Origin of the sequence: Flavobacterium marginilacus (assembly GCF_026870155.1) — a bacterium.
Lineage (GTDB): Bacteria > Bacteroidota > Bacteroidia > Flavobacteriales > Flavobacteriaceae > Flavobacterium > Flavobacterium marginilacus.
In genome coordinates this window covers 3,161,155-3,187,902 of the sequence record NZ_CP113975.1, presented here as the reverse complement: position 1 = coordinate 3,187,902, position 26,748 = coordinate 3,161,155, and the positions used below count along the sequence as shown (strand labels likewise).

Genomic DNA, 26,748 nt, shown 5'->3' with positions numbered 1-26,748 from the left:
ACATTAAAATTGAAAAATTTAATATTCATATTTTCTTTTTTCTTCACGCTTTGCATCAAAGCGCAAATCCCTGTGCTTGATACTTACAACCAGGTCTGGAAAACGCAAAGCAACAATTCATCAGAATCTATGCCTTTGGGAGGCAGTGATATTGGTATGAATGTCTGGGTCGAGAAAGGCGATCTGTATTTCTATTTTTCGCGAAGCGGAACTTTTGATGAACATAATACATTATTGAAATTAGGTCGAGTGAAAATTACTTTAACTCCGAATCCGTTTAAGGATAATGAAGGTTTTCATCAGGAATTGAAACTCAAAGACGGTTATATTTTAGTTGGACAAAATGAGACTAAAATCAAACTTTGGGTTGATGTTTTTAAACCGATTATTCATGTTGATTTAGAAAATAAAAATCCGCTGAAAATGACGGCTTCTTATGAAAGCTGGCGTTATCAGAATCGTATTTCAAAAGGAAAAGAAAATAATGCCAATTCTTATAAATGGGCACCTCAGGGAGATCTTGTCAATTTTAAAGATTCGATTGCTTTTGAAAATAATGGACTTAAATTCTATCACAGAAACCGCGAGCAGACTGTTTTTGATGTTGCCGTAAAACAGCAGAAAATGGAATCGGTTAAAGACCAGATGATGAATCCGATTGCCAATCTGACTTTCGGCGGATTCATTAAAGGTGATAACCTAAAACCAGACGGAACTTATTTAGGAAAATATCAGGATACCGATTTCAAAGGGTTTAGTTTAACGAGCGTTAAACCTTCAAAAAAACAGTCGCTGGAAATTTATTTAAACACCAGCCAGTCTGATTTTTCGACTTGGAATAATGGCTTGCAAAGTTTGATTGTTTCAAATGAAAACACTGCCAAACAAGCAGAGAAAAACACCATAAAGTGGTGGAATAATTTCTGGAACCGCAGTTTTATTTTTACCCAAAAAAATCAATCGACTGAAAAAGATTCGGTGTATCAAATCGGGCAGAATTATCAATTGTTCCGTTACATGCTCGGATGTAATGCTTACGGAAAGTATCCCACCAAATTTAACGGCGGACTTTTTACAGTTGATCCCGTTTATACCAACAAAGACCTGAGTTTCACTCCTGATTTTAGAAACTGGGGAGGAGGAACGATGACAGCTCAAAACCAGCGATTGGTTTATCATCCGATGGTAAAAAGCGGTGATTTCGATATGATGAAATCGCAGCTGGATTATTATTTAAGTATTCTAAAAAATGCCGAATTACGCAGTAAAGTCTATTGGAAACACAATGGAGCATCTTTCACAGAGCAATTGGAAAACTTTGGACTTCCAAATCCAGCGGAATATGAATGGAAACGGCCCGCAGATTACGATCCGGGAATGGAATACAACGCTTGGCTGGAGTACGAATGGGACACTGTTTTAGAATTCTGTCAAATGATGTTGCAGCAGAAAGAATATGCTGGAGAGGATATTCAGAAATACAATTCGTTCATCATTAGCTGTCTTCGTTTTTTTGATGAACATTATCAGTATTTAGCCAAACAAAGAGGCAGAAAAGTTTTGGATGGAAACGGACATTTGATTCTTTTTCCGGGTTCAGGCGCGGAAACGTATAAAATGGCGAATAATTCAAACAGTACTATTTCGGCATTGAAAGTTATTACCGAACAGTTTTTAAATCTTTCCGAAAAAGAATTGTCGGAAGAAGATATTGAATATTTAAGAGGCTTTCAAAAACGTATTCCTCCTTTAAATTTTGGCATCATTGAAAATCATAAAGTTTTGGTTCCGGCAAAATCGTGGGAACGCATTAATAATTCTGAGATTCCGCAACTATATCCAGTTTATCCTTGGGGAATTTATGGAGTGGGAAAACCCGATTTAGAAACCGCTTTGAACACATGGAAGTATGATACGGATGCTATTAAATTCAGAAGTCATATTGGATGGAAACAGGATAATATTTTTTCGGCTCGATTAGGTTTAACAGAAGAAGCAAAAAAATACAATCTTTTGAAAATGTCCAATTCAGAAAGAAGGTTTCCTGCATTTTGGGGTCCGGGTTATGATTGGGTTCCTGATCATAATTGGGGAGGAGCAGGGATGATTGGCATGCAGGAAATGCTTTTGCAGGAAGTTAACGGAAAAATATATCTTTTTCCAGCTTGGCCAAAAGACTGGAATGTGCATTTCAAATTGCACGCTTCCCAAAACACAACAGTGGAAGCTGAACTGGTAAGTGGTGAATTAAAAGTTTTGAAAGTAATTCCGGAAGAAAGAAAAAAAGACATTATAAACCTGCTCGGAAAATCTGAAGCAGAAAAAATGAAATTAAATTAAAAGAAAATGATAAAGAAGTTAGTGAGTTCTTTTGCTTTGGCAATGATTTTAGGAACTAATGGACAGGCGCAGAACAACGACAAGCAAATTGTAAAAGTTGATTTTGACTTTTTTCAGAGAAGATTGGAGGAAGTGCACGATCCAAGTTATGATTCGTGGGTGGTGAATGAAATGAAGGAAGACCAAAAGATATTTAATGGAATAACTTTTAAGCTGAAAGGGAATTTTACTTCCAAATGGAACAAGGTGGGAATTAGCGCTCCTTTTTACAACAAATTAGCGAGCGACGGCTTGGTTACTGCCGAAAATTTGGAACTGAAAATCAGTGGATTGAAAGAAGGAAAACATACGCTTCTGACTTTTCATAATGCTTTTGATGTTATAACCGGAAAAACTTTTTCTCCGATAAAAATCTTTGTAAACGGAAAATTAGCAGAAACTGTAAATGCTAGTCAGAGAGCCAATGCCAAAATTGACGCGACAATGGCGTATTTGACTTTTAATGCCGTAAAAGCTCAGGATGTAATCATTCGTTTTGAAATCGATCCGATATCAAACCCTGATGTCGTAAAGCAGATTGTAATTAATGGATTTGAGTTGGACACACCAAATTTAATGAATCAAGCGCGTACTCCGGAACCAAAAAATGGAGACGAACACGTTGAGGCAGCTAAAAATGTTATTTTAAAATGGGATGCCTCAAAGAATGCTGTAGCCCACAAATTGTATTTTGGAGAAGATAAAAATGCTGTTGCAAATGCCAATGAATCTTCAAAGGAATTCAGAACAAAATCAATAGAGACAATATTTCCGGTTTCGGATTTATACAGCGGTACCACGTATTACTGGCGTGTGGATGAAATTGATAGCAATGGTGATATAACCCTAGGAAATGTTTGGTCATTCAAACCGGCTCAGCTGGCTTTTCCAGGAGCGGAAGGTTATGGCCGTTTTGCTGTTGGAGGCCGTGGCGGAAAAGTGGTTGAAGTAACCAACCTAAACGATGACGGACCAGGAAGTTTGCGCGATGCAGTCAATCAGCAAATTGGTCCAAGAACGATTGTATTTAACGTTTCTGGAGATATCAAACTGGATTCAAGATTGGTGGTGAACCAGCCTTATATTACGATTGCCGGACAGACAGCTCCGGGTGAAGGAATCACAATTACAAGAGCGCCAATCGGGTTGACCGGTGATGATGGTGTTATCCGATTTTTGAAAGTCCGAATTGGTAGCGGAAAAACCTATGACGGAATGGGGCTTACAGGTGCCAACTTCAGTATCATAGACCACTGTTCTATCAGCTGGACAATTGATGAATCATTTAGTTCCCGTGGAGCACACCACATTACATTGCAGAGAACTTTAATTTCTGAAGCATTAAATGTAGCAGGTCACGATAAATACGAAGCTGGAAAAATGCATGGATACGCTGCTACAATTGGAGGAGATATTGGCAGTTTTCACCACAATTTATTGGCCCATAATGAAGGACGTAACTGGAGTATTGGCGGTGGTTTAAGCGGTGATGGATTCTACACGGGAAGAGTAGATATCAGAAACAATGTGGTTTACAACTGGGGACAAAGAGCAACAGACGGAGGAGCAAATGAGGTTAATTTTGTGGGTAATTACTATAAGCCGGGCGCTTCAACCAAAATTTTTGTGGCACTGAATGCACAGCACGAAGGGGTTGGAAAAGGAATGCAGCGTTATTATTTTGACGGAAACGTTATGCCTGGATATTTTGATGAAAAAACGCAGGATAAAGGAAGAAAAATGACAATAACTCATAATGAAATTGTCAACTATCTGACGTTTGTCGATAAACCGTTTTTTGAATCTTTTGTGAACACACAATCTGCGAATGGAGCATATAAAAATGTGCTTTCTGATGTTGGGGCTACTCAGCCGTTTTTTGACAAACACGATAACCGAATCATTGATGAAACCCTAAAAGGAACCTTTACTTACAAAGGAAGCAAAAGCGGTTTGGGAGGTATGATTGATAACGAAGCCGATCAGGGAGGATGGCCAAATTTTGCCTCCGAAACCCGTCCTGCGGATTGGGACACCGATCACGACGGACTGCCAAATTGGTGGGAAAAAGCTTTTGGTCTAAACGAAAATTCGAAAGCTGGTGATTTTTCAGAAGCTAATTCAGATGCTGATAAAGACGGATTTACACAATTGGACAATTATTTAGACTGGATGGCACAGCCTCATTTTTTTGTGAATTTGGGAGAAAAAACAGTTTTGAGCGCTTCTGATTATTTTAAAGGATATGAGAATAAACCAGTTTATACTTTCTCTAATCTTAACAACGGGAAAGTAGATTTAAAAGGAAAAGAAATTCAGTTTTCAACTGTAGAGAAAGGATTAGCTTCTTTTGTGATCACAGTAAAAGATGCCGATGGCGATTCTATGAGCCGAACTATAAATTTCTTTGTAAAGTAAGAGGAATAAAATATCTGCTCAATCTGCAAAATGTATGCTAGTTATTTTTCAAGTAGATTTTGCAGATTAAGAAGGTTTTAAAATTTAATCAAAATGAAAAAAAATAGCATCATATTATCAGCCATACTTTTTTCAACTGCGTTATTGGCGCAGAACAAAGGTCTGGTTGCTAATTCCGAAAGTCCTTATTCTAAATTACAGAGTGTAGGATTGCAGGATGTAAAGTGGACGAATGGTTTTTGGAAAGAACAATTTGATGTTGAAACCAAAAACACGCTTCCGTATATGTGGGATTTGTATCATAACGATTCGATTTCGCATGCTTATAAAAACTTCGAAATTGCAGCAGGAGAAAGCAAAGGAACTTTCAAAGGGCCTTCTTTTCATGATGGTGATTTTTACAAGATTTTTGAAGGGATGGCCGCGGCTTATGCCGTTACTAACGATAAAAAACTCGATGCCGAAATGGATAAAGCCATTGCTCTTTTTGCAAAAGTACAGCGTAAAGACGGTTACATCCACACACCGGTTTTGATAGACCAGCGCTGGGGAACTTTGGGGACTGAGGAAGTAAAAAAACAATTGGGTTTTGAGAAATACAACATGGGGCATTTGATGACTGCAGCCTGTATTCATTATCGTGCTACCGGGAAAACCAATTTCTTGGAAATAGCAAAAGGTGTTGCTGATTTCTTATATGATTTCTACAAAAAAGCTTCGCCTGAATTAGCCCGAAACGCCATTTGTCCTTCTCATTATATGGGGATTGTTGAAATGTACCGTACCACGAAAAATCCGAAATATCTGGAATTGGCCAATAATCTAATCGATATCAGAGGAACTACTAATGATGGAACGGATGACAATCAGGACAGAATTCCGTTTAGACAGCAGACAACTGCCATGGGTCACGCCGTAAGAGCGAATTACCTGTATGCCGGTGTAGCCGATTTGTATGCTGAAACGGGAGAGAAAAAATTATTGGATAATCTGGAATCGATTTGGGATGATGTAGCCTACAGAAAAATGTATATTACTGGAGCCTGCGGTTCATTGTACGATGGTGTTTCGCCAGACGGAACTTCGTACAATCCTGCCGATGTTCAGAAAATTCATCAGGCGTATGGAAGGCCCTTTCAATTACCAAATGCTACTGCACATACAGAAACCTGTGCCAATATTGGAAACGTTTTGTGGAACTGGAGAATGCTTCAGATTACAGGTGATGCCAAATATGCAGACATAGTTGAATTGGCATTGTATAACAGTGTGCTGTCCGGAATTAGTCTGGATGGAAAAGAATTTTTTTATAACAATCCGCTGAATGTTTCTAATGACCTGCCTTTCAAACAAAGATGGAGCAAAGAACGCGAAGGTTATATCGCTTTGTCGAACTGCTGTGCACCGAACGTAACCAGAACGATTGCCGAAGTAAGTAATTATGCTTACAGCTTTTCGAAAGAAGGGTTGTATGTGAATTTATACGGAAGTAATAATTTGAATTCCACTACGCTTTCGGGAGAAAAAATTGAAATCGAACAGCAGACGAATTATCCATGGGATGGAAAAGTTACTTTGAAAGTTATAAAAGCTCCGAAAGACATTTACGCTTTTTTATTGAGAATTCCGGGCTGGAGTGCGGGAGCTGCTATTTCGGTTAATGGTAAAAATAGGAATGAAACTATAGTTTCTGGTGCATATCAAAAAATAGAGCAAAAATGGAAAAAAGGAGATGTTATTGAATTGAATATTCCAATGCCTGTTGAATTGATGCAGGCGAATCCATTGGTAGAAGAAGTAAAAAATCAGGTAGCTGTAAAACGCGGTCCCTTGGTATATTGTTTGGAATCGAATGAACTTCCGGCCAATGTTAGTGTGAACAATATTGTTTTAAATGTGAATTCTAAATTCACGACAGATTTTATAAAAATTAACAATAGAGAATTATTGAGTATAACGGCCAGCTCGTCAATATTATCAGATAATTCTTGGAATAAAAAATTATATCAACCCATTTCTACTAACGAAGGAGTGAAGGTTTCTATAAAATTTATTCCTTATTATGCGTGGGGAAACCACGGGAAAGGAGAGATGGCTGTGTGGCTTTCGCACTAATTTCTAGTGTTATTATTATTTAAATTTTTGGATGTAATACTCTTTCAATTTTTTTGTGAGAAAAATAATTATTTTAGAATTTATTATAGCATAAATGATTAAAATGCGCTATTTTAAATATTGAATATTTTATAATATTGTGCGATTTTTTTTTGATTTATTTTTAATATGTGTAAAAAAATCAATTTTGTATTGCAATAAATATTTTTATTATCCTTTTATTTTAATAATTGATCAAATACAGCATAGTACAGGATGCATGCGGATATGTATCATTATAAATTTGAACAAAAATGATAAATGTTGTTTTTACATTTAAACATCGAAAACGATATAGATAATTATTAAACATTTATTTATTTTTTTTAACCTAACCAAGAAAATTAACAATTAACTAAAAACAAATTTTATGAAACAAACACTAGTAGTGAGAAGATGCAGTGTTATTTTATTTGTACTGATGAGTATGTTTACTTATGCTCAAACTGCAGTCAGTCAAATTAATGTCACAGGTACTGTTACTGATAATGCAGGAATACCTTTATCAGGTGTTAACGTAACCGAAAAATCATCGAAGAATACTGTTACTACAGATTTCACAGGTCATTATAAGATTACTGTAAAGAGTGATGCAACTTTGGTTTTCTCTTTTATAGGAATGAGAAAAATAGAAATTCCAATAGCAGGACGTACTGTTTTAAATACAAAACTGCAAGATGACACTAATCAGTTAGATAATGTTGTAGTTGTTGGATACGGTTCTCAGAAAAAGAAAGATCTTACAAGTGCTATTGCTACAATAAAACCACAAGAGCTGATGGATTTGCCTGCGACTAACCTATCTGACGCATTAAGAGGTTTGGTTCCAGGGCTTAATGTTTCAAGTTCGTCTGGACGTCCTGGAGATTCTGGGGCTATCTCGATTCGTCAAACTTTTGGTTTTTCAAAAGATGGGAATTCAACTATACCGTTAGTCATAATAGATGATATGATTCAGGTGGATCCAGCTACTGGTAGAGCTACATTAGATACTTTTAACAGATTGGACCCTTCTGAAATTGAAAGTATGTCTATTCTAAAGGATGCATCTGCCGCTATTTATGGTTCTCGTGCAGCACAGGGTGCTATTATAATAAAGACGAAGAGAGGAAAATCGGGTAAAGCTAAATTTAGTTATAATAGCCAGTTAACAATTAACGATGCTGTAAGTCATACAAAAACCATGGATTCTTATCAGTATGGTGTATTTGCTAACAGATATTATACCGGAGGATTACTTCCAACTGCTGTAGTTGACCCTGCTAAGATGTTTTCTGCAAAAGAATTGGAAGAAATGAAAAGTTTGAATTACAATTGGCTAGATGAGGCTTGGAATACTGCCATCCAGCAAAAACATTCATTGAATGTAAATGGAGGTAATGATGGTGTTACCTATTTTGCAGGAGCAACTTATCTTACGCAAGATTCGAATATGGGTTATCAAAAATATGACAAGTGGAATTATCGTACAGGAATTAATGCAAAAATTGCAAATAATTTAGATTTCTCCGCATCTATTTCTGGAAATACTGGTTTTGTTGATAAATCGTTCACTAAAGCGTCATCAAGTATTACCGACGGTAGTTATGGAAGTACTGCTTCTGGTGAACAGGCAGATTATGGATATTTGGTGCATATGCCGAAATACATTCCAATTCAGACTACGGTAGGAGGTATAGATTATTATACGTCCCCATTTAATCGCCCTGACAAAACTATGGGAACGGCAAATAATAGATCATCAATTGCTGGGTGGAATTATTTTGCGAATTTAAATAATGGTTCGCATCAAACAAATGATGACTCTTCGTTTAATGTGAATGCTTCGTTAAATTATAAATTAGCTGCTGTTAAAGGTTTGTCCTTTAAGGCTAATTTTGCTAAAACAAAAAGTTCTATTTATACCGAACAAGTTCAATTACCATATGACTTAGCAAGAATTAGAAATTATGAAACACAGGACAATAAGCTTGCAAGCGAAGCAAATCCTAGTGTCTATAACGTAAATACTAATCCTGCAGGGGATTATTTGATAGAAACCAATGTACAGTCAACAAGAGTTGCCTATAACTCTAATTTTGCTGCAAGCACGCAATTAAACTTTTTTACCAATTATGAAAGAACTTTTGGTAATCATCAAATTAGTGCGATGGCTGGAGTTGAAAAGTCAGAGTATGACAATCAAAAGGTTAGTTTACTTTATATAAATACTCCTAAAGATTATCTTGGGACTTATGCTACTGCAGGAACAGTAGATACTGGAAATTCTCAAACAGCTAGAACAGAGGGTGGTACACTTTCATATTTTGGGACTGTTAACTATAATTATAAATCAAAATATTTGGCACAATTTGTTTTGCGTTCTGATGCTTCTACAAAATTTGCACCAGAAAATTACTGGGGTACTTTTCCTACTTTAGGATTGGGTTGGGTAGTGTCTAAGGAAGATTGGTTTGAAAAGAATGTACCAGCAGTGAATTTCTTTAAATTACGCTATACAATTGGTAAAACTGGAAAAGACAATCTTCAGGCTTGGAAATGGTATCAATTTTATCAAGTTATTGTCAATAAAGGTGCCACATTTGGACCTGGTGGAGGACAGTTGGGGGCAGGTTTGACTCCCGAAGTGAATCCAAACAGAGATGCAGCATGGGATAATATCATAAAGAATAATATTGGTATTGATTTGGCTTTTTTAGATAATAGGTTACAATTTAATGCGGATTTCTATTATGACATAGCAAAAAATGTCTTGACAGATATGGGTAGCGCTGTTGGTGTACCAATTTCTATTGGTGGAGCTTTTGCTGAACAGAATTATGCAGGTTATGATGCTTGGGGATCAGAGCTTAGTTTAAATTGGAGTGATAAAATAAAAGGTGATTTTAGCTATAATATAGGTGTGAATTTTGGTTATGGAGATAATAAAGTAACAAAATACCCTGATCAAGGAAACCTTTTCCCATCTAATAATGCCAGAAGAGAAGGATATTCAGAAGGATTTAATCCAGTTTGGGGATTCCGTACCTGGAAAGAAACCTCTACAGGTGATGGTATTTTGCGTACTGATGCAGATATTACTAATTACTGGAATTATTTGAAGCAGCATGCTGATGCTGTGGGCGGTACTCCAAATTATTTTAATATAGTGGATCCTGCTAAAATTCTGAAAGGTTCGTTAGCTTATGAAGATGTAGGAGGACAACTTAAATCTGATGGAACTGTAGGTCCGGCCGATGGTCAAATTGCAAAAGAAAATGATTATGTGAAATTGGCAAATAGTGCAAGAATATATACAGTTAATACCAATTTGGGTTTCAAATACAAAAATCTTTCTTTTAAAACCCAAATCGCAACTTCTTGGGGAGGTGCTACATTTGTTGATTTAATAGGAATGGGGAATAGTGCTGCGAGTATTTGGTCACGTGAAACTTTTTGGAGTGATATGTATGGTGCAGACAATCTAAATGGAAAATATCCTAATATTGCAGGGACAGAAGTATTGAATAAATCTGATTTTTGGCAATTGGATACCTTTCGTTGTTATATTCAAAATTTAACAGTTGCGTATGAAATTCCTAAGCAGGCTCTTGCTAACACAAAAATTCAGAATATATCTTTTGGTCTAACAGGTAATAATCTTTGGGATTTTTACAATCCTTATCCAGAACATTATCGTAATATGTATGATAGCTCTTCTACACCGTATCCTACACTTAGATCTTGGACAGTTAATTTGAACGTATCATTCTAATTTAAATATTTGATAGTAATTATGAAAACAAAACTTAATATATATATAACGCTAGGGCTTGTGCTTGTATTGGGCGCTTCCTGCAGCGATAACTTTCTGGAAGATATGAAGCCTTATGGAAAGTACGATGATTCATTCTGGAAAGTCCAAGAGCGTGTAGGGAATTATGTTGATAATCAGTATAATGAATTTTATGCAGCTTATAAATCACCTACAGCAACTGTAATGGGTTTATATACAGATACCTATAGTAAGATGACCGAAGAATTAGGTGGGGTTCAGCCTTTAATTAATCCAAACAATAATTATATTAATTCAATTGATGCCTCTGGTTATTATGGTCTGAAAATTGGAGCTGGATTAAATCAAGGGAGTAATCCTTATGGAAGAATTAGAGAATGTACTATCTTATTGCAGGATATTGATGTAAAAGGAGCTAATTTGGATAAAACATTTCGCGATCAGGCAAAAGGGCAGATGTATTATATGCGTGCTATGCAGTATTTTGACTTGATGCGTGTTTATGGAGGTGTACCTGTTGTTACAACTGTTGAAGATGCAGCTGTCGACAATCCAGCTATTCAGCTTCCGAGAGCAAAAGTTTCTGAGGTAGTAGCACAAATAGTAAAAGATTTAGATATGGCTGCTAGTCTGCTTCCTGCAAATTGGAACGCAGCCAATTACGGGCGTTTTACAAGAGGGGCCGCTTTGGCACAAAAATCTCGTGTCCTTTTAACGTTTGCAAGTCCTTTGTTTAATAAAAATTGGGATAGTTCTAATGAGCGTTGGCAAGCAGCTTTAGATGCTGGACTGGCTGCAGAAACTCAATTAACACAAGATGGATACGGCTTATACGGAAGTTCTGCAAAAGACTGGGAATCTATGTTTTATATAAAAGATAATGCTCCTATTTCTGAGGCAATTGCGATTAACCTTTGTGGGATTGCAAGTTCAGATTTAACCTTAAACATTAATAATAGCTGGGAAAAAGCGATTCGAGTGGCTGGTCAAGGTGGATCTCCTGGCAGTGGAGGTGTTGCTGCTCCTAAAGAAATGATAGATTTGTTTCCAATGGGTGATGGTAAAAGACCTACCGCAGCTGGTAGTAATTATAATGATTTTACATTTTTTGTTAACCGTGATCCTAGATTTTACAGAACATTTGCTTTCTCTGGGGTTAGATGGCCATATAAGGAAAATACTACTTCTGTTATTTGGACTTACCGTTGGTTAGATGCTGCAAATAAACCATATTTTTCTGATGGCAATACTGGAGCATCAAGCCCCGCCATTGTTCGTAAAATGACAAACCCTACAGTTACTAATGGAGGAACTTTAACTTATGGACAATCAGGTACCGACATTATGGAATACCGTTATGCTGAATTGTTGTTAAATATTGCAGAATGTTATGCTGCATTAGGGCAAACCAGTAATACGCTGGCTTATTTAGGGAAAATTAGAGCCCGTGTAGGTATCCCTTCTGCAAACAATTATGGAATTGGTACATTGGCAGATAAATATGCGGCTATTGAAGCTTGTCTGTACGAAAGAAGAGTAGAGTTGGCTTATGAAGGAAAACGTTACTGGGATATTCAGCGCTGGATGCTTTATGACAATGCTTCACTTTCTGGTATTGCAGGCGGTACAGTTAGTAAATTAGGTTTAAAAGCTATCAATGGTACACAGCGAACAGGGAATTATTTGGAAAGCAAAGTAAAAGGTACAGCTACTGCTGATCCTTTAGCAACACTTCGTGCAAGCCAGGGAGCTGACCCAGATTCTGCTAATTTTCAAACACAGTTAACGGCTTTGGCAACATTTTATAATGCTAATTTTATTCGTACAAATTTGATTACCCCTATGGATAATGTTAGTGGTACTCCAGCTGTGATTAAATTTAATCCAAATTATTACATTAGTGGTCTTAATACAACTGCCTTCACATCAAACCCTTGGTTAGTGCAGACTTTAGGATGGAATAATAATGTTGGTACAGCTGGAACTTTTAATTATCAAGAATAGTAATAATATAAAGTATTTGAAAAACAATAAAACCAATCACCTGTATTCATAAGATACAGGTGATTTGTTTAAAAAGATTATCATAATCAAAAATTAACATGAAAAATTTCACTTTATCGGCTATTTCTCTATTGTTCTTGGGAAGTATCCAATGTTTTGCACAGTACCCAAAAATAAGTCCTGAAATGGCGGCGCAATCCAAAGCTTTTATAGATGAAGCTGATAAACGTTCGGACGAAGCTTGGGAAAAAGCATTAGTTATTATTGAAGAAGAAGCTAAACACGGAAAGCCTTATATCCCTTGGGCATCAAGACCAAACGATTTACCACAGGCGTCTATACCTGCTTTTCCAGGAGCTGAAGGAGGAGGTATGTACACTTATGGCGGACGTGGCGGAAATGTTTACACCGTTACAAGCCTTGAAGACAAAGGTCCGGGAACTTTACGTGAAGCCTGCGAACAGGGCGGAGCCAGAATCATTGTTTTTAATGTATCAGGAATTATCAGAATTAAAACGCCGTTAATTATTCGTGCGCCTTATATTACGATTGCAGGACAAACCGCTCCAGGCGATGGTATCTGTGTAGCGGGAGAATCTATTTGGATCAATACTCACGATGTAGTTATTCGTCATATGCGTTTTCGTCGAGGCGAAACTTTCGTCGGACGCAGAGATGATTCAATTGGAGGAAATCCTGTTGGGAATATCATGATTGATCACGTTTCTGCTACTTGGGGATTAGATGAAAATATGTCCATGTACAGACACATGTACAGTCCGGGTGCAGGTTATCCAGATGTAAAATTGGGTACGGTAAACATTACCATTCAAAACAGTCTGTTCGGAGAAGCTTTGGATACCTATAACCATGCTTTTGGAAGTACCTTAGGCGGTGAAAACTGTTCTTTCATGAGAAATATGTGGGCAAATAATGCAGGCAGAAATCCATCTATCGGCTGGAACGGGATTTTCAATTTTGTAAATAACGTAGTTTTCAACTGGTATAACAGATCAACAGATGGCGGCGATTATACAGCCAACTATAATATCATTAATAACTTTTACAAACCAGGACCAGTTACTGATTTGACTCAGCCAATCAGCTACAGAATTTTAAAACCGGAATCAGGAAGAAGCAAATTGCCTTATATGGTTTTTGGAAGAGCTTATGTAAACGGAAATATCGTTAATAATAATGATAAAATAACCAAAGACAACTGGGACGGCGGTATTCAGATCGAAAATAAAAAAGGAGAATTAATGGGGTATGATGAAGCCAAAACTTATTTCGATAAAATGAAAAGTGACAAACCTTTCCCAATGCCATGGTTCCGTCCTTTCATGAAAGCAGATGAAGCTTATGAATTCGTTCTTAAAAATGTAGGAGCAACTTTGCCAATCAGGGATAAGGTTGATGAAAGAATCGTAAGAACCGTGAAAACTGGTGTTCCTGAATATGCAAAAGGATTGGAGAAAAAAGAATTTTATCAATTTGAACACCGCCGTTTACCGATGGATTCATACAAGCAGGGAATCATCACGGATATTTCACAAGTAGGAGGATATCCAGAATACAAAGGGAAGCCTTATGTTGACACAGATAAAGACGGTATGCCGGATGCATGGGAGAAAAAATATGGTTTGAATCCGAAAGATCCATCTGATGCAAAAGGAGATTTAAACGGTGATGGATATTCTAATATCGAAGACTATATTAACGGAGTAAACCCGGCTATCAAAGTGGATTGGACAGATTTAGCCAATAACAAAGAAACATTAGTTAGACCTTTGTTAGATTTAAACTAAAAATGATTTTTGACAATAATCTTGTTTCAGGATTACCGAATTATGAAACAAGATTGTTATCAAAAACTAAATAAAATAAGATGAAGTCAATAAAAAAAATAAGTTTGATGTTTTTGCTTTTTGCTTTTTGCAAACTAAGCGCACAGCAATATGCGGACCCCGAGTATATCAAGGTTACCAATGAAAGAGCAGCTAAAATTGTCGAAAAATTAGCCTTGAATAACAAACAAAAAGAAACTGCTGTAACCGATATCATTGCACAGCAGTTCCGTGATTTGAGTAAAATCCAGGATGCTAGAGATGCTGAAATTAAAAAAATAAAAGAAGACAGCAGTTTAGTCAAAGAAAAACAAAATGAGAAAATTGATAAGCTGAAAGCAGATGCTGATAAATCAATTGACAGACTGCACAAGTCCTATTTGAAAAAATTAGGTACTCAGTTAAACGAAGCTAAAATCATTGAAGTAAAAGACGGAATGACTTATGGAGTGCTTCCTATTACTGTTGCAGGCTATAACGATATGCTGCCAAATTTGACAGAAGCACAAAAAAAATACATTTACGATGCCTTGGTTGAAGCAAGAGAGCATGCTATGGACGGAGGTTCATCTAAGGAAAAACATGGCTGGTTTGGTAAATACAAAGGTAGAATCAACAACTATTTATCAAAAGAAGGTTACGATCTTAACAAAGAAAGTGCTGACTGGCACAAGCGTATTGAAGAAAGAGAAAAAGCTAAATCAGGTAAATAAGCGATTAATTTCGTAAATTCAATTCTTAATAAAAATTCAAATGCTGCATATTTTCCAAAAAAAAAGTTTCCAAAAAACGATGATGGCGGTTATTTTAGGCTTTTCATTTTCATCAGCTTTTGCCCAATATCCTATAATTCCTCCTGCATTACAGGCAAAAACAGATTCCATTCTTGCAAAAGAGGAAGTTCGATTGGCTGAGATTTGGAAAAACAACGAAAACATACTTAAAGAAGAAGCCAAACACGGCAAACCATACTTGCCTTGGGCATCCTATCCAAAAGATTTTGTTCAGGCTGATATTCCGGCATTTCCTGGAGCCGAAGGAGGAGGAGCTTATACTCAAGGAGGCCGTTGCGGAAAAATATTTGTCGTGACCAGTCTGGAAGACAGCGGAAAAGGCACTTTCCGTGAAGCCTGTGAAGCCGTTGGAGCAAGAACTATTGTCTTCAATGTTTCAGGAATTATTCAGTTGAAGAAAAGAATCAGCATGCGTGCGCCTTACGTAACCATCGCTGGACAAACTGCTCCAGGTGACGGAATCTGCATTGCTGGCGAAACCTTGGAAATTGATACACATGACGTAATTATCCGTCACATGCGTTTTCGCAGAGGTGCAACAGAGGTAACCCGAAGAGACGACGCGTTGGGAGGAAATCCAATGGGAAATATTATTGTTGACCACTGTTCGATGAGCTGGGGACTGGACGAAAATATCTCTTTATACAGACACCAATTTCAGGCTAACGATAAATCAAAGCTAGAGAAACTGCCGGCTTGTAACATTACCATTCAAAATACAATTTCATCCGAAGGGTTAGATGCTTATAATCATGCATTTGGAAGTACTATCGGAGGATTAAACAGTACCTTTATGCGTAATTTATGGGCAGATAATATTTCAAGAAACGCTTCTATCGGAATGTACGGCGATTTTAATTTTGTGAATAACGTGATCTTCAACTGGTGGAATCGTACACTGGACGGAGGAGATTATCGCTCGATGTTTAATATCATTAATAATTATTTTAAACCGGGACCAATAACTCCCACAGATCAGCCGATTCGTTACAGAATTCTGAAACCGGAATCAGGTTACATGAAACCTAAAACTTACGGAAGAGCTTTTGTTTCCGGAAATTTCATCGTAGGTTCTCCAGAAGTTACAGCTGATAACTGGAATGGCGGTGTACAACTCGAAGACCAATCGGCAGAAGAAACAAAAGATTTCTTAGAATTGATCAAACAGCCGAAAGCTTTTTCAATGCCTAAGTTTTCAATAATGAAAGCAGAAGAAGCCTATGAATTTGTTCTGAATAATGCAGGAGCAACTTTGCCAAAACGTGATGCAGTTGATGAGAGAATTGTTAAACAGGTTCGCACCGGAAAAATAGAAGTGAAAGACGGTTTGGAAAATACAATCGGAAAAGAATATGTCAAAAGAAGATTGCCTGCCGACTCTTATAAAAAAGGAATTATCACACATCCTGACCAAGTAGGCGGTTATCCGGAATACAAAGGAAAAGCGTATAAAGATTCTGATAATGACGGAATCCCGGATGTCTGGGAAAAGAAATTTGGTCTGAATCCAAACGATGCATCTGATGCAAATAAAGATTCAAATGGTGATGGTTATACCAATATTGAAAAATATTTTAACGGTATAGATCCAAAAGGAAAAACAGATTGGACAAAAACAGAAAATAATAAGGATACTTTATCGAAAGTTTTACTGCAGTAAGATTAATAAAGAATAGAAGAAAAATTATAGAAAATAGAATATAGAGAATAGAAAAAAGAGAGAACTCATCATGAGAAAATCTATATTTTTTGTTCTGTTTTCTATGTTCTAAAGAAATCTAAAATTAAAATGAATTTTATTCAACTCAAAAATATAATGACAAAACAGGATTTACTCGTTCTATCCTGTTTTGTTATTTTCTTTAGTGCCAATATCAGTACGGCACAAAACACATTTCCTGATATTACAAAATCTAAAGAAGGAAAACTGGAACAGACCACTGACGCAAAAGGAAACCAGATTCCTGATTTTTCTTTTGCCGGATATAAAGCTTCTTCGGTTGCCATTCCTGATGTTGCGGTTAAAGTTTTTGTCCCCCATATTGATGGTGATGCTACAAAAACTATTCAGACAGCGATAGATTACGCAGCCAAATTGAAAGCCGATAAAAACGGTTTTAAGGGAACAGTACTTTTAGACAAAGGAATCTTTAAAGTTTCAGGCGAAATTAATATCAAGGATAGCGGAATTGTATTAAGAGGAAGCGGTTCTGATACTAACGGAACAATGCTGTTAGGAACTTCCATTAGCCGAAAAGCAATTGTCAATATTAGCGGAATCAACAATCAAGTTTTAAAAGATAAGTTTGAATTAGCCGATAATTTCACACCATTAGGAGCAACAGTTTTAAATGTAAAAACCGGCACTTCCTTAAAAAAAGGAGATCATATTACAATCAATACACCCATCACCAAAAATTGGATTGACCTTTTATCAATGAATGACTTTGGCGGAGAAAGTGGCTGGATTGGATGGAAAGCCGATGATTTCGTTATTCGTGCCGACAGGGAAATTACAAATGTTCAGGGAAATAAAATCACGATTGATGCGCCTTTGACTAATACTTTAGACGAAGAATTATCAAAATCAACTGTTGTAAATTATATCTGGGCGGGTAGAATCAATAATTCAGGCGTTGAAAACCTGACCTTAAAATCAGATTATGATACTACAAATCCAAAAGACGAACAACACAGATGGCACGGAATTTCTATAGCCAATGCGGAAGATATTTGGGTAAAGCAAGTCAATTTTGAACAGTTTGCAGGCGGTGCAGTTTCTATTTTGAAAACAGCCAAAAGAATTACTGTTGAAGATTGTCTGGCACTGAACCCAATTTCTGAAATTGCCTCTTTTAGAAGAAATACTTTTTATACCGAAGGACAGCAGACTTTGTTTCAGCGTTGTTATTCGGAATTTGGATATAATGATTTTGTAGTCGGAGGTTACGCTACGGCCGGTCCAAATGTGTTTTTGCAATGCGAATCGCATCAGCCTTTTAGTTTCAGCGGATCGGTTGGAAGCTGGGCAACCGGAATCCTTTTTGATGTTTCGCTGATTGACGGAAACGCCATCAGTTTCAAAAACAAAGAACAGGACGGAAGAGGTTTAGGCTGGAACGTTGCCAATAGCGTCATCTGGGAAACTTCTGCATCCAAAATAGAAAATTATAGTCCGCCAACGGCAAACAACTGGGCATTTGGAGTTTGGGCGCAGTGGGCAGGAAACGGACATTGGAAAGACGTGAACAATCACATCAGTCCGAGAAGTTTATTTTATGCTTTGCTAGAACAGCGTTTGGGTAAATTACCTATGAATGCTCAGATTATGGATTTGGGTACAGAACCTTCTTCAAGCCCGACATTGGAACAGGCAAAAGAATTAACAGCCGAAGCTTATAAATTAAACGAAACTTTAAAAGAGTTTATCGTTAAAGCATCTGCCCGAAATCCAATTTCGATTGATTATGGCAAAGCCAAAAGAATTGACGAAGTAAAAACTGATGCAATTGCAAATACAAGTGCCAATAAAATTGCCCTGACTAACGGATTATTAACTGCTGAAAATGGTGTTATTACCGGAGAAGTGGTTGATGTGCCTTGGTGGAGAGGCAGTTTGCGCGAATCGGAAGTTTCGAAATCCAGACCGCATATTACCCGATTTGTGCCTGGACATTATGGATTGGGTTACACCGATAATCTGGAAGAAACCGTAAATTATTTAGTCGAAAATAATAAATCGGCGATTGACCATAATTACGGACTTTGGTACGAACAAAGAATGGCCGATCACGAACGCATCCGCAGAATAGATCCTGATGTGTGGGCACCTTTTTACGAACAGCCTTTTGACAGAAGCGGACAGGGAATTGCGTGGGATCATTTGAGCAAATACGATTTGACGCGATACAACGCCTGGTACTGGAACCGATTGAAAACCTTTGCAGAATTAGCAGGACAAAAAAATAAGATTCTCTTAAACGAAAATTATTTTCAGCATAATATTCTAGAAGCCGGAGCACACTGGGCAAGTTCTCCTTGGCGTCCAGCCAATAATATTAACACAACTGGATTGCCGGAACCACCGCCTTATGCAGGTGATAAAAGGATTTTTCTTGCCGAACAATTTTATGATATAAAAAATGCCGATATACGTAAATTGCACGCAGCATTCATTGAAAAAAATCTCGAAAATTTCAAAGACAACGCCAACGTTCTGCAACTCACAAGTGCCGAATATACAGGTCCTTTAAGCTTTATGCAATTTTGGATTGATGTCATAGCCAATTACGAAAAGTCGCATCAAAATCAATCGAAAATAGCTTTGAGTGCTACTAAAGATGTTCAGGATGCTATTTTGAATGATGTTGAAAGAGCTAAAACTGTTGATGTAATTGATATCAGATATTGGTATTACAGAGAAGACGGAACGGCATATGCTCCAGAAGGTGGCGTAAATTTAGCACCACGTCAGCACGCCCGTAAAATCAAAACCGGTAAAGAAACCGATGAACAAGTTTATAGAGCCGTTCGCGAGTACCGTGAAAAATATCCGGAAAAAGCTGTGCTGTATTCCACGATGGGAGCACCACGATTTGGATGGCCGGCTTTAATGGCTGGAGCTTCTTTGGCAAATGTTCCAAAAATTGAACTTTCGACCTTTCATTCTGCCCTTATTGGTATGAAATTTGCAGAAGGAACTACTTTTTCAGATAACCTTTGGACGCTGGAAAATAAAGGTAATGCCTATTTGTTTTATCTGAAAAAAGATCAGGATGTTTCAATAGATTTATCAAATCACAAAGGAACTTTTGAAGTATATGCAATAAATGCTTCAAATGGAAGTGTTACGAAAAAAACAACTATCAGCGGCGGAAAACAAGTCGAAATTCAGCAGGCTGAAATCAAGGAAAAAGTTCTATTCGTAGTGAAGAAAAATTAACGACTGATTAAAGAATAAGCAAAATAAATCTGCGCAAATCTGGAAGATCTGCGTGCAAAAAAATAAAACCGGTGTAAAATCCGTTTAATCCGTGCCATCCGTGGCTCAAAAAACAAATAAAATGAACCTGAAAATGAAATACCTATTTGCTCTGAGCATAAGCTTTCTGTTGACAGCACAAAGTGGATTTTCTCAATCTGAAAAGTCAAAAGCTTTACCTAGAATCAAAGTTTCCGAAAACAAACATTATTTTGTTACCGAAGACGGTAAGCCATTTTTCTGGTTAGGCGATACAGGCTGGCTGACATTTAGCAAACTGGACAGAGCAGGTGTTGAAAAATACCTTCAGGACAGGAAAGCAAAAGGATTCAATGTCGTTCAGGTAATGGTATTGCATAATCTGAATGCTGTAAATGCGTATGGCGATCAGGCCCTGATGAATGATAATCTGGCTGATCAGATTACTTCGCCTGGCAATGATCCAGACAATGCTCCCGAATATGATTATTGGGATCACATAGATTACACTTTGGAAGTAGCTCAAAAAAACGGAATCTATCTTGCAATGGTTCCGGTTTGGGGAACCAATGTTTCAAAAGGGAATAAAGTGAGCAAGGAACAGGCAGTTAAATACGCGAAGTTTTTAGCCGACCGATATAAAAACAAAACCAATGTAATTTGGCTTAACGGAGGAGACACCCACGGAAACGAATTTCAGGACATCTGGAACGCCATCGGAAGCACTTTAAAAACGAGTAACCCAAATCAGCTGGTGACTTTCCATCCTTTCGGAAGAACCGATTCTTCTGATGATTATCACAACGCATCTTGGTTAGATTTCAATATGTTCCAGTCCGGTCACAGAAGATACGATCAGGATTCGTCGAAAACCGCTTTTAAAGAAGATAATTACAAATTTGTTCATAGAGACTGGGATTTAAAACCAACAAAACCAACTTTGGACGGAGAGCCATCGTACGAAGGAATTCCACACGGTCTGCACGACACTTTACAGCCAAAATGGACTGCTAATGACGTTCGTCGTTATGGCTACTGGTCAGTTTTTGCAGGCGGAGCAGGTTACACTTATGGACATAACGCCGTAATGCAGATGTTCAGAAAAGGCGATAAACCAGCCTACGGAAACAAAGAATTATGGTATGACGCCATCAATGCGCCAGGAGCCGGACAAATGGTATACATTAAAAATCTGATGCTGGAATTTCCTTATTTAGAAAGAGTTCCGGATCAGTCACTAGTTGCCAGCCAAGGTCAAAAATACGATTATCAGGTAGCCACCAGAGGAAATGATTACGCATTAATCTATACCTATAACGGAAGAAAAATTACCGTAAATATGGGTAAAATCGCAGGGGATAAAGTAACCGCAGCATGGTATGACCCAAAAAACGGACAAAAAACGAAGATTGGAGTTTTTGATAATAAAGGAACCAAAGAATTTCAGCCTTCCGGCAAAAAAGAAGACGGAAATGACTGGGTATTGATTCTAACTTCAAACAAATAATACTATTCGTGGAGACCTAACAGGTTTTTAAAACCTGTTAGGTCTAATCAGAATAATAAAATGAGAAAAAATCTGCGAAAATCTGCGGAATCTGCGTGCAAAAAACAGCATCATGAAAATCAAAAACATTATAATATTACTCTTCTTCATCACCGGATTGAATACCGCTTTCGCAAATGACGGCTGGTACAACATCCTAAATGAAGGAGGAAACAACAAAGGCATAAAATGCACCGAAGCCATTCAGAATGCCATTGAAAAAGCATCGAAAAACGGTGGCGGAACCATCTTTTTTCCTGCCGGAGAATATTTGACAGGAGCATTAAAACTAAGAAGCAACATCACCATTTATTTAGATTCAGGTGCGCTTCTGAAATTTTCAGAGAATTTTGATGATTACCTGCCTTATGTGGAAATGCGTTATGAAGGAATCGTTATGCAGACATTTTCTCCATTATTTTATGCAAAAGATGCCGAAAATATTACCATCAAAGGAAGAGGTGTAATCGACGGTCAGGGAAAAGCGTGGTGGAATGAAGTCTATCGAATAGAAACTGCCAAAGGCCCGATTCCGGAAACCAAATACCAAACGATGTGGGTAGAACAAAACAAAGGAATTGTTTATGAATCTTACTACAAAAGAACGATTGACAAACACTTTTTCAGACCTTCTTTCTTTCAAACGTATAATTGCAAAAACATTTTGATCGAAGGTGTGACCTTCCAAAATTCGCCTTTTTGGACAATAAATCCCGAATTCTGTGACAATGTTACCGTTACGGGAATCACGATTTTCAATCCGTATTCACCCAATACAGACGGAATCAATCCTTCTTCCTGCAAGAATGTGCACATCTCGGACTGTCATATCAGCGTTGGTGACGATTGTATTACCATCAAATCGGGTCGTGACGCAGACGGTCGCAAATACGGAAAAGCTTGTGAGAACGTAACAATTACCAATTGCACAATGTTAAGTGGTCACGGCGGGGTCGTTATCGGAAGCGAAATGTCTGGCGGAATCAAAAAAGTCACTATTTCCAACTGCGTTTTTGACGGCACCGATAGAGGAATCCGCATCAAATCGGCTCGTGGACGCGGAGGTGTTGTCGAAGATATTCGCGTTGATAATATCGTGATGAAAAACATCAAGGAAGAAGCTTTTGTTTTGGATTTGTTTTACGATAAAGACAATGCAGTGGAACCGGTTACTGAGCGAACTCCGATTTTCAGAAACATTCATATGAGTAATATTACCGGTGGAAACGTAAATAAAGCGGGAGTTATTCGAGGAATTTCCGAAATGCCAATTCAGAATATCTCTTTTTCAGACATCAACATTGATGGAAAAGAAGGTTTCTCAGTAATCACGGCATCTGATGTTGAATTTCACGATGTAAAAGTGAATGCGACAGTGGGATCCTCTTTCAAAATCAGCGATTCTAAAAATCTGATTCTTGACAATTCAGGTTCGTCAACTCCTATAAAAGGAACTCCGGTTATCAAATTGGACAATGTTTCGAATGTAATGATTAACAATAATTTCCCTTTCAATGCAACCGATATTTTCATCGAAGCAGACGGAAAAGAAACGAAAAATATTTTTGTAAAAAATAATGTTTTCAACAACGTTTCGACGGTAGTTAAAAAAGGTGCGAGTTTAGATAAAAAAGCAATTGTAGAATAATCCCCACCCCAACCCTCCCCAAAGGGGAGGGAGCCAAAACAAAATTGTTGGTGGCAAAAAAGACAGAAACAAGATTTGTAATACTATTCCAATTTTGGAAATAATATAAAATATAATGTTCACAATAAAAAAACATTCCAATAATCACATCTCGGCTCCCTCTCCTTTGGGGAGGGTTGGGGTGGGGATTTTATTATTTTTCACTTTATTAAGTTATTCCCAAAAAAAGAAAGAAATCTATTTGTTCACGTCTTTCAGGGAACCTGCTACTGAAGGTTTGTATCTCGCCTACAGCGAAGACGGCTATAATTGGAAAGGCCTTGAAGGATCGTTTCTAAAACCCGAAATTGGCGGAAGCGAAACCAAAATTATGCGTGATCCATCAATCACAAAAGGCGCAGACGGAACCTATCATTTGGTTTGGACAACCGATTGGAAAGGCGGAAACGGTTTTGGATATGCTAGTTCAAAAGATTTGATTCATTGGTCAGAACAACAATATATTCCCGTGATGAAACACGAACCCGAAGTGGTAAACGTGTGGGCTCCCGAAATTTTCTATGACGATGTCAAGAAAGAATACATCATTATTTGGGCATCAACCATTCCATTCCGATTTGCAAAAGGAGTGGAAGACGAAAAAAACAACCACCGAATGTATTTCGTAACCACTAAGGATTTCAAAACCTTTTCGGATACCAAATTATATTATGATCCCGGTTTCAGTGTGATTGACTGCGTGATTGTCAAAAAAGGCAAGAACGATTATGTTTTGGTTTTAAAAGATAATACAAGACCAATGCGAAACATTAAAGTGGCTTTCGGGAAATCGCCTTTGGGGCCTTTCGGAAAAAGTTCGGAGCCATTGACGGCCTATCTTTCAGAAGGGCCAACAGTGGTAAAAGTCGGTAAAAAATGGCTGTTGTATTATGACAATTACGGATCCAAAAACTATAAAGCCCTAAGTACTTCCGATTTTGTAAAATTCGAAGATGTTTCCTCAAAAATAAGCCTTCCCGAAGGACACAAACACGGAACGATTACAACTATTTCCGAAGAAGTTTTAAAAGGATTAATTGAAAAGAAGTAAAATATAATGCCACAGATTTCACAGATTAAAAAAGAAAATACAAATAAAAAATCTGCGTAAATCTGAGACCCGAGCGATAGCGAACAGGCGAAGCAAATCTGCGTGAAAAAATAAGTAAGCAAATTCAGGAATAAATTCCGTGGCAAAAAAGAAAAACAATGACTGCATTTAAAAACATAAAAACCAATATCGTAACAGCATCAGCAATCCTATTGACTTGCGGAGCTGTAACTTCTGCATTGGCACAAAATGATACCATACGATATACAGGAAAAACACTTTCGAATGTTGATTACCACCACGGGCAATTAGCTCCCGCAGTTGGAGTTCACGCCACACAGATAATGCGCGCGAGCAGGGAACATCCCGAAAAAGCCGATGGTTTGGGATGGACCTACAATCATCAACCGATGATGGCGTATTGGAACAACACCTTTTATTTGAATTATTTGAGCGATCCAACAGGAGAACATATTCCGCCAAGTCAAACTTTTTTAATGACTTCAAAAGATGGTGTAACTTGGACAAAACCTACAGTACTTTTCCCAATTTACAAAGTTCCCGATGGTTTTAAAAAAGAAGGAATGGAAGGCGTTGCCAAAAATATGGATGCGATTATGCACCAACGCATTGGCTTTTATGTTACTTCCGACAAAAAATTGATTGCTATGGGTTATTATGGCGTAGCATTGGATAAAAAAGACGACCCAAATGACGGAAAAGGAATTGGCCGTGTCGTTCGCGAAATCTACAAAGACGGGACTTTTGGCCCGATTTATTTTATCCGATATAATAAAACCGGAAATCCGTTGCCAACAACCTTTCCGTTTTACACCAAAAGCAAGGACAAGAAATTTATCAAAGCTTGTGACGAATTATTGTCTAAACCTTTGTTGATGCAACAATGGGTGGAAGAAGCCGATCGTGATGATGAATTGATTCCGTTAAAAAAACAATACAAAGCTTTTAATTATTACCATTTGCCAAACGGAAATGTAGTCGGTTTATGGAAATTTGCTTTGACATCCATCAGTAAAGACGAAGGAAAAACTTGGGAATACATCCCAACAAGAGCGCCTGGTTTTGTCAACAGCAATGCCAAGATTTGGGGACAAAAAACTTCGGATAACCGTTATGCAACTGTTTATAATCCGTCAGAATACCGTTGGCCATTGGCTATTTCAACTTCTGATGACGGATTGAACTACAAAGATTTATTGTTGGTTCACGGCGAAGTGAGTCCGATGCGTTACGGCGGAAACTACAAATCGGCAGGCCCACAATACGTTCGAGGCATTTCCGAAACTGACGGAACTCCGCCTGACGGAAAACTGTGGGTAAGCTACAGTATGAACAAAGAAGATATTTGGGTGGCTTCGATTCCGGTTCCGGTGACTAGCGAAGTGAAAGAAAATGTCAATGATGTTTTCAATGATTTACCAAATGGCGAAGAATTAAAATTATGGAATACCTATGATTTGGCTTGGGCTTCCGCCAAAGTGGAAAAGAAAACTGACGGCAAAAAAAGCCTAACTTTAAGAGATCAAGATGCTTTTGATTATTCCCGTGCCGAGCGCGTGATTCCGTTTGCAAAAAAAATGGAAGCCACTTTTACCGTTAAGCCCGAACAAAACAATCACGGTTTACTGCAGGTCGAATTTCAAAATGCGCAAGGACTTCCTGCGATTCGTTTAGAATTCGATTCGGATGGGGAATTGAAAGCAAAAAATGGCGCCCGTTTTGGGGGAATTATGAAATATGAAGCCGGAAAGGAATATACTGTTACGGTTAAACTGAATGTGGCTAGCCGTTCTTATACCGTAAAAGTGAATGACGGCAAGGAAACCAACAAGATATTTTATGCTCCGGTTGACGGAATTTCACGCATTATGTTCCGCACGGGAGAGCAACGTTATACACCAAATGCAGACACAGAACCCGATACACCGGATTTTACAGATTTGCCGGATACAGGAAAATTAATCCCCGAGGCGGTGTTTAATATTGAATCGTTGGTTACTAAAAAGGAACAATAATTTTTTTACCATTAAGATATTAAGAAAATTAAGTTGAATGCTTAATGAGTTTATTTTGAGAGAATAAAGACGCTAACACTTAATTTTCTTAATATCT

Annotated in this window: 13 protein-coding genes; all 13 read left to right on the top strand. The window is 37.6% G+C overall.

All coding sequences use genetic code 11. From position 1 onward, the window contains the following. Positions 1-9: 9 nt before the first annotated feature. The 13 genes from OZP07_RS13395 (at position 10) to OZP07_RS13335 (ending at position 26,651) form a co-directional block, all read left to right on the top strand. Positions 10-2,340 carry a DUF5703 domain-containing protein gene (locus OZP07_RS13395; RefSeq protein WP_281635488.1) on the top strand — a complete coding sequence of 777 codons (2,331 nt, stop codon included), beginning with the start codon at positions 10-12 and terminating at the stop codon, positions 2,338-2,340. Positions 2,341-2,346: 6 nt separating this feature from the next. Continuing rightward, a complete protein-coding gene (locus OZP07_RS13390) occupies positions 2,347-4,797 on the top strand; it encodes a pectate lyase family protein (RefSeq protein WP_281635487.1) in 2,451 nt (816 codons plus the stop codon). Between the two features lie 93 nt (positions 4,798-4,890). Beyond that, a complete protein-coding gene (locus OZP07_RS13385; protein WP_281635486.1) occupies positions 4,891-6,912 on the top strand; it encodes an aceric acid hydrolase in 2,022 nt (673 codons plus the stop codon). Positions 6,913-7,321: 409 nt separating this feature from the next. Further along, positions 7,322-10,705 carry a SusC/RagA family TonB-linked outer membrane protein gene (locus OZP07_RS13380; RefSeq protein WP_281635485.1) on the top strand — a complete coding sequence of 1,128 codons (3,384 nt, stop codon included), beginning with the start codon at positions 7,322-7,324 and terminating at the stop codon, positions 10,703-10,705. 21 nt (positions 10,706-10,726) lie between these two features. Continuing rightward, positions 10,727-12,730, top strand: coding sequence for a RagB/SusD family nutrient uptake outer membrane protein (locus OZP07_RS13375; RefSeq protein WP_281635484.1), 2,004 nt, complete (start codon positions 10,727-10,729; stop codon positions 12,728-12,730). Between the two features lie 98 nt (positions 12,731-12,828). Next, positions 12,829-14,538, top strand: coding sequence for a pectate lyase family protein (locus OZP07_RS13370; protein WP_194640223.1), 1,710 nt, complete (start codon positions 12,829-12,831; stop codon positions 14,536-14,538). A gap of 80 nt (positions 14,539-14,618) precedes the next feature. Then, positions 14,619-15,290, top strand: coding sequence for a DUF3826 domain-containing protein (locus tag OZP07_RS13365; RefSeq protein WP_228520793.1), 672 nt, complete (start codon positions 14,619-14,621; stop codon positions 15,288-15,290). Between the two features lie 79 nt (positions 15,291-15,369). Further along, on the top strand, positions 15,370-17,031 hold the full coding sequence (locus OZP07_RS13360; protein WP_432419566.1) for a polysaccharide lyase: 1,662 nt from the start codon (positions 15,370-15,372) through the stop codon (positions 17,029-17,031). Positions 17,032-17,160: 129 nt separating this feature from the next. Beyond that, the gene (locus tag OZP07_RS13355; protein ID WP_281635482.1) at positions 17,161-20,313 is read left to right on the top strand and encodes a DUF6298 domain-containing protein; all 3,153 of its coding nucleotides are present in this window, start codon (positions 17,161-17,163) and stop codon (positions 20,311-20,313) included. 133 nt (positions 20,314-20,446) lie between these two features. Continuing rightward, positions 20,447-21,838: a glycoside hydrolase family 140 protein gene (locus tag OZP07_RS13350; protein WP_281635481.1), complete on the top strand. Its 1,392-nt coding sequence runs from the start codon at positions 20,447-20,449 to the stop codon at positions 21,836-21,838. A 112-nt stretch (positions 21,839-21,950) separates the two neighbouring features. Continuing rightward, positions 21,951-23,525, top strand: a complete 1,575-nt coding sequence (locus tag OZP07_RS13345; RefSeq protein ID WP_281635480.1) for a glycoside hydrolase family 28 protein — start codon at positions 21,951-21,953, stop codon at positions 23,523-23,525. 115 nt (positions 23,526-23,640) lie between these two features. After that, the gene (locus tag OZP07_RS13340) at positions 23,641-24,615 is read left to right on the top strand and encodes a glycoside hydrolase family 43 protein (RefSeq protein WP_281635479.1); all 975 of its coding nucleotides are present in this window, start codon (positions 23,641-23,643) and stop codon (positions 24,613-24,615) included. Between the two features lie 158 nt (positions 24,616-24,773). Next, positions 24,774-26,651, top strand: coding sequence for a six-hairpin glycosidase (locus tag OZP07_RS13335; RefSeq protein ID WP_281635478.1), 1,878 nt, complete (start codon positions 24,774-24,776; stop codon positions 26,649-26,651). Positions 26,652-26,748: the final 97 nt, after the last annotated feature.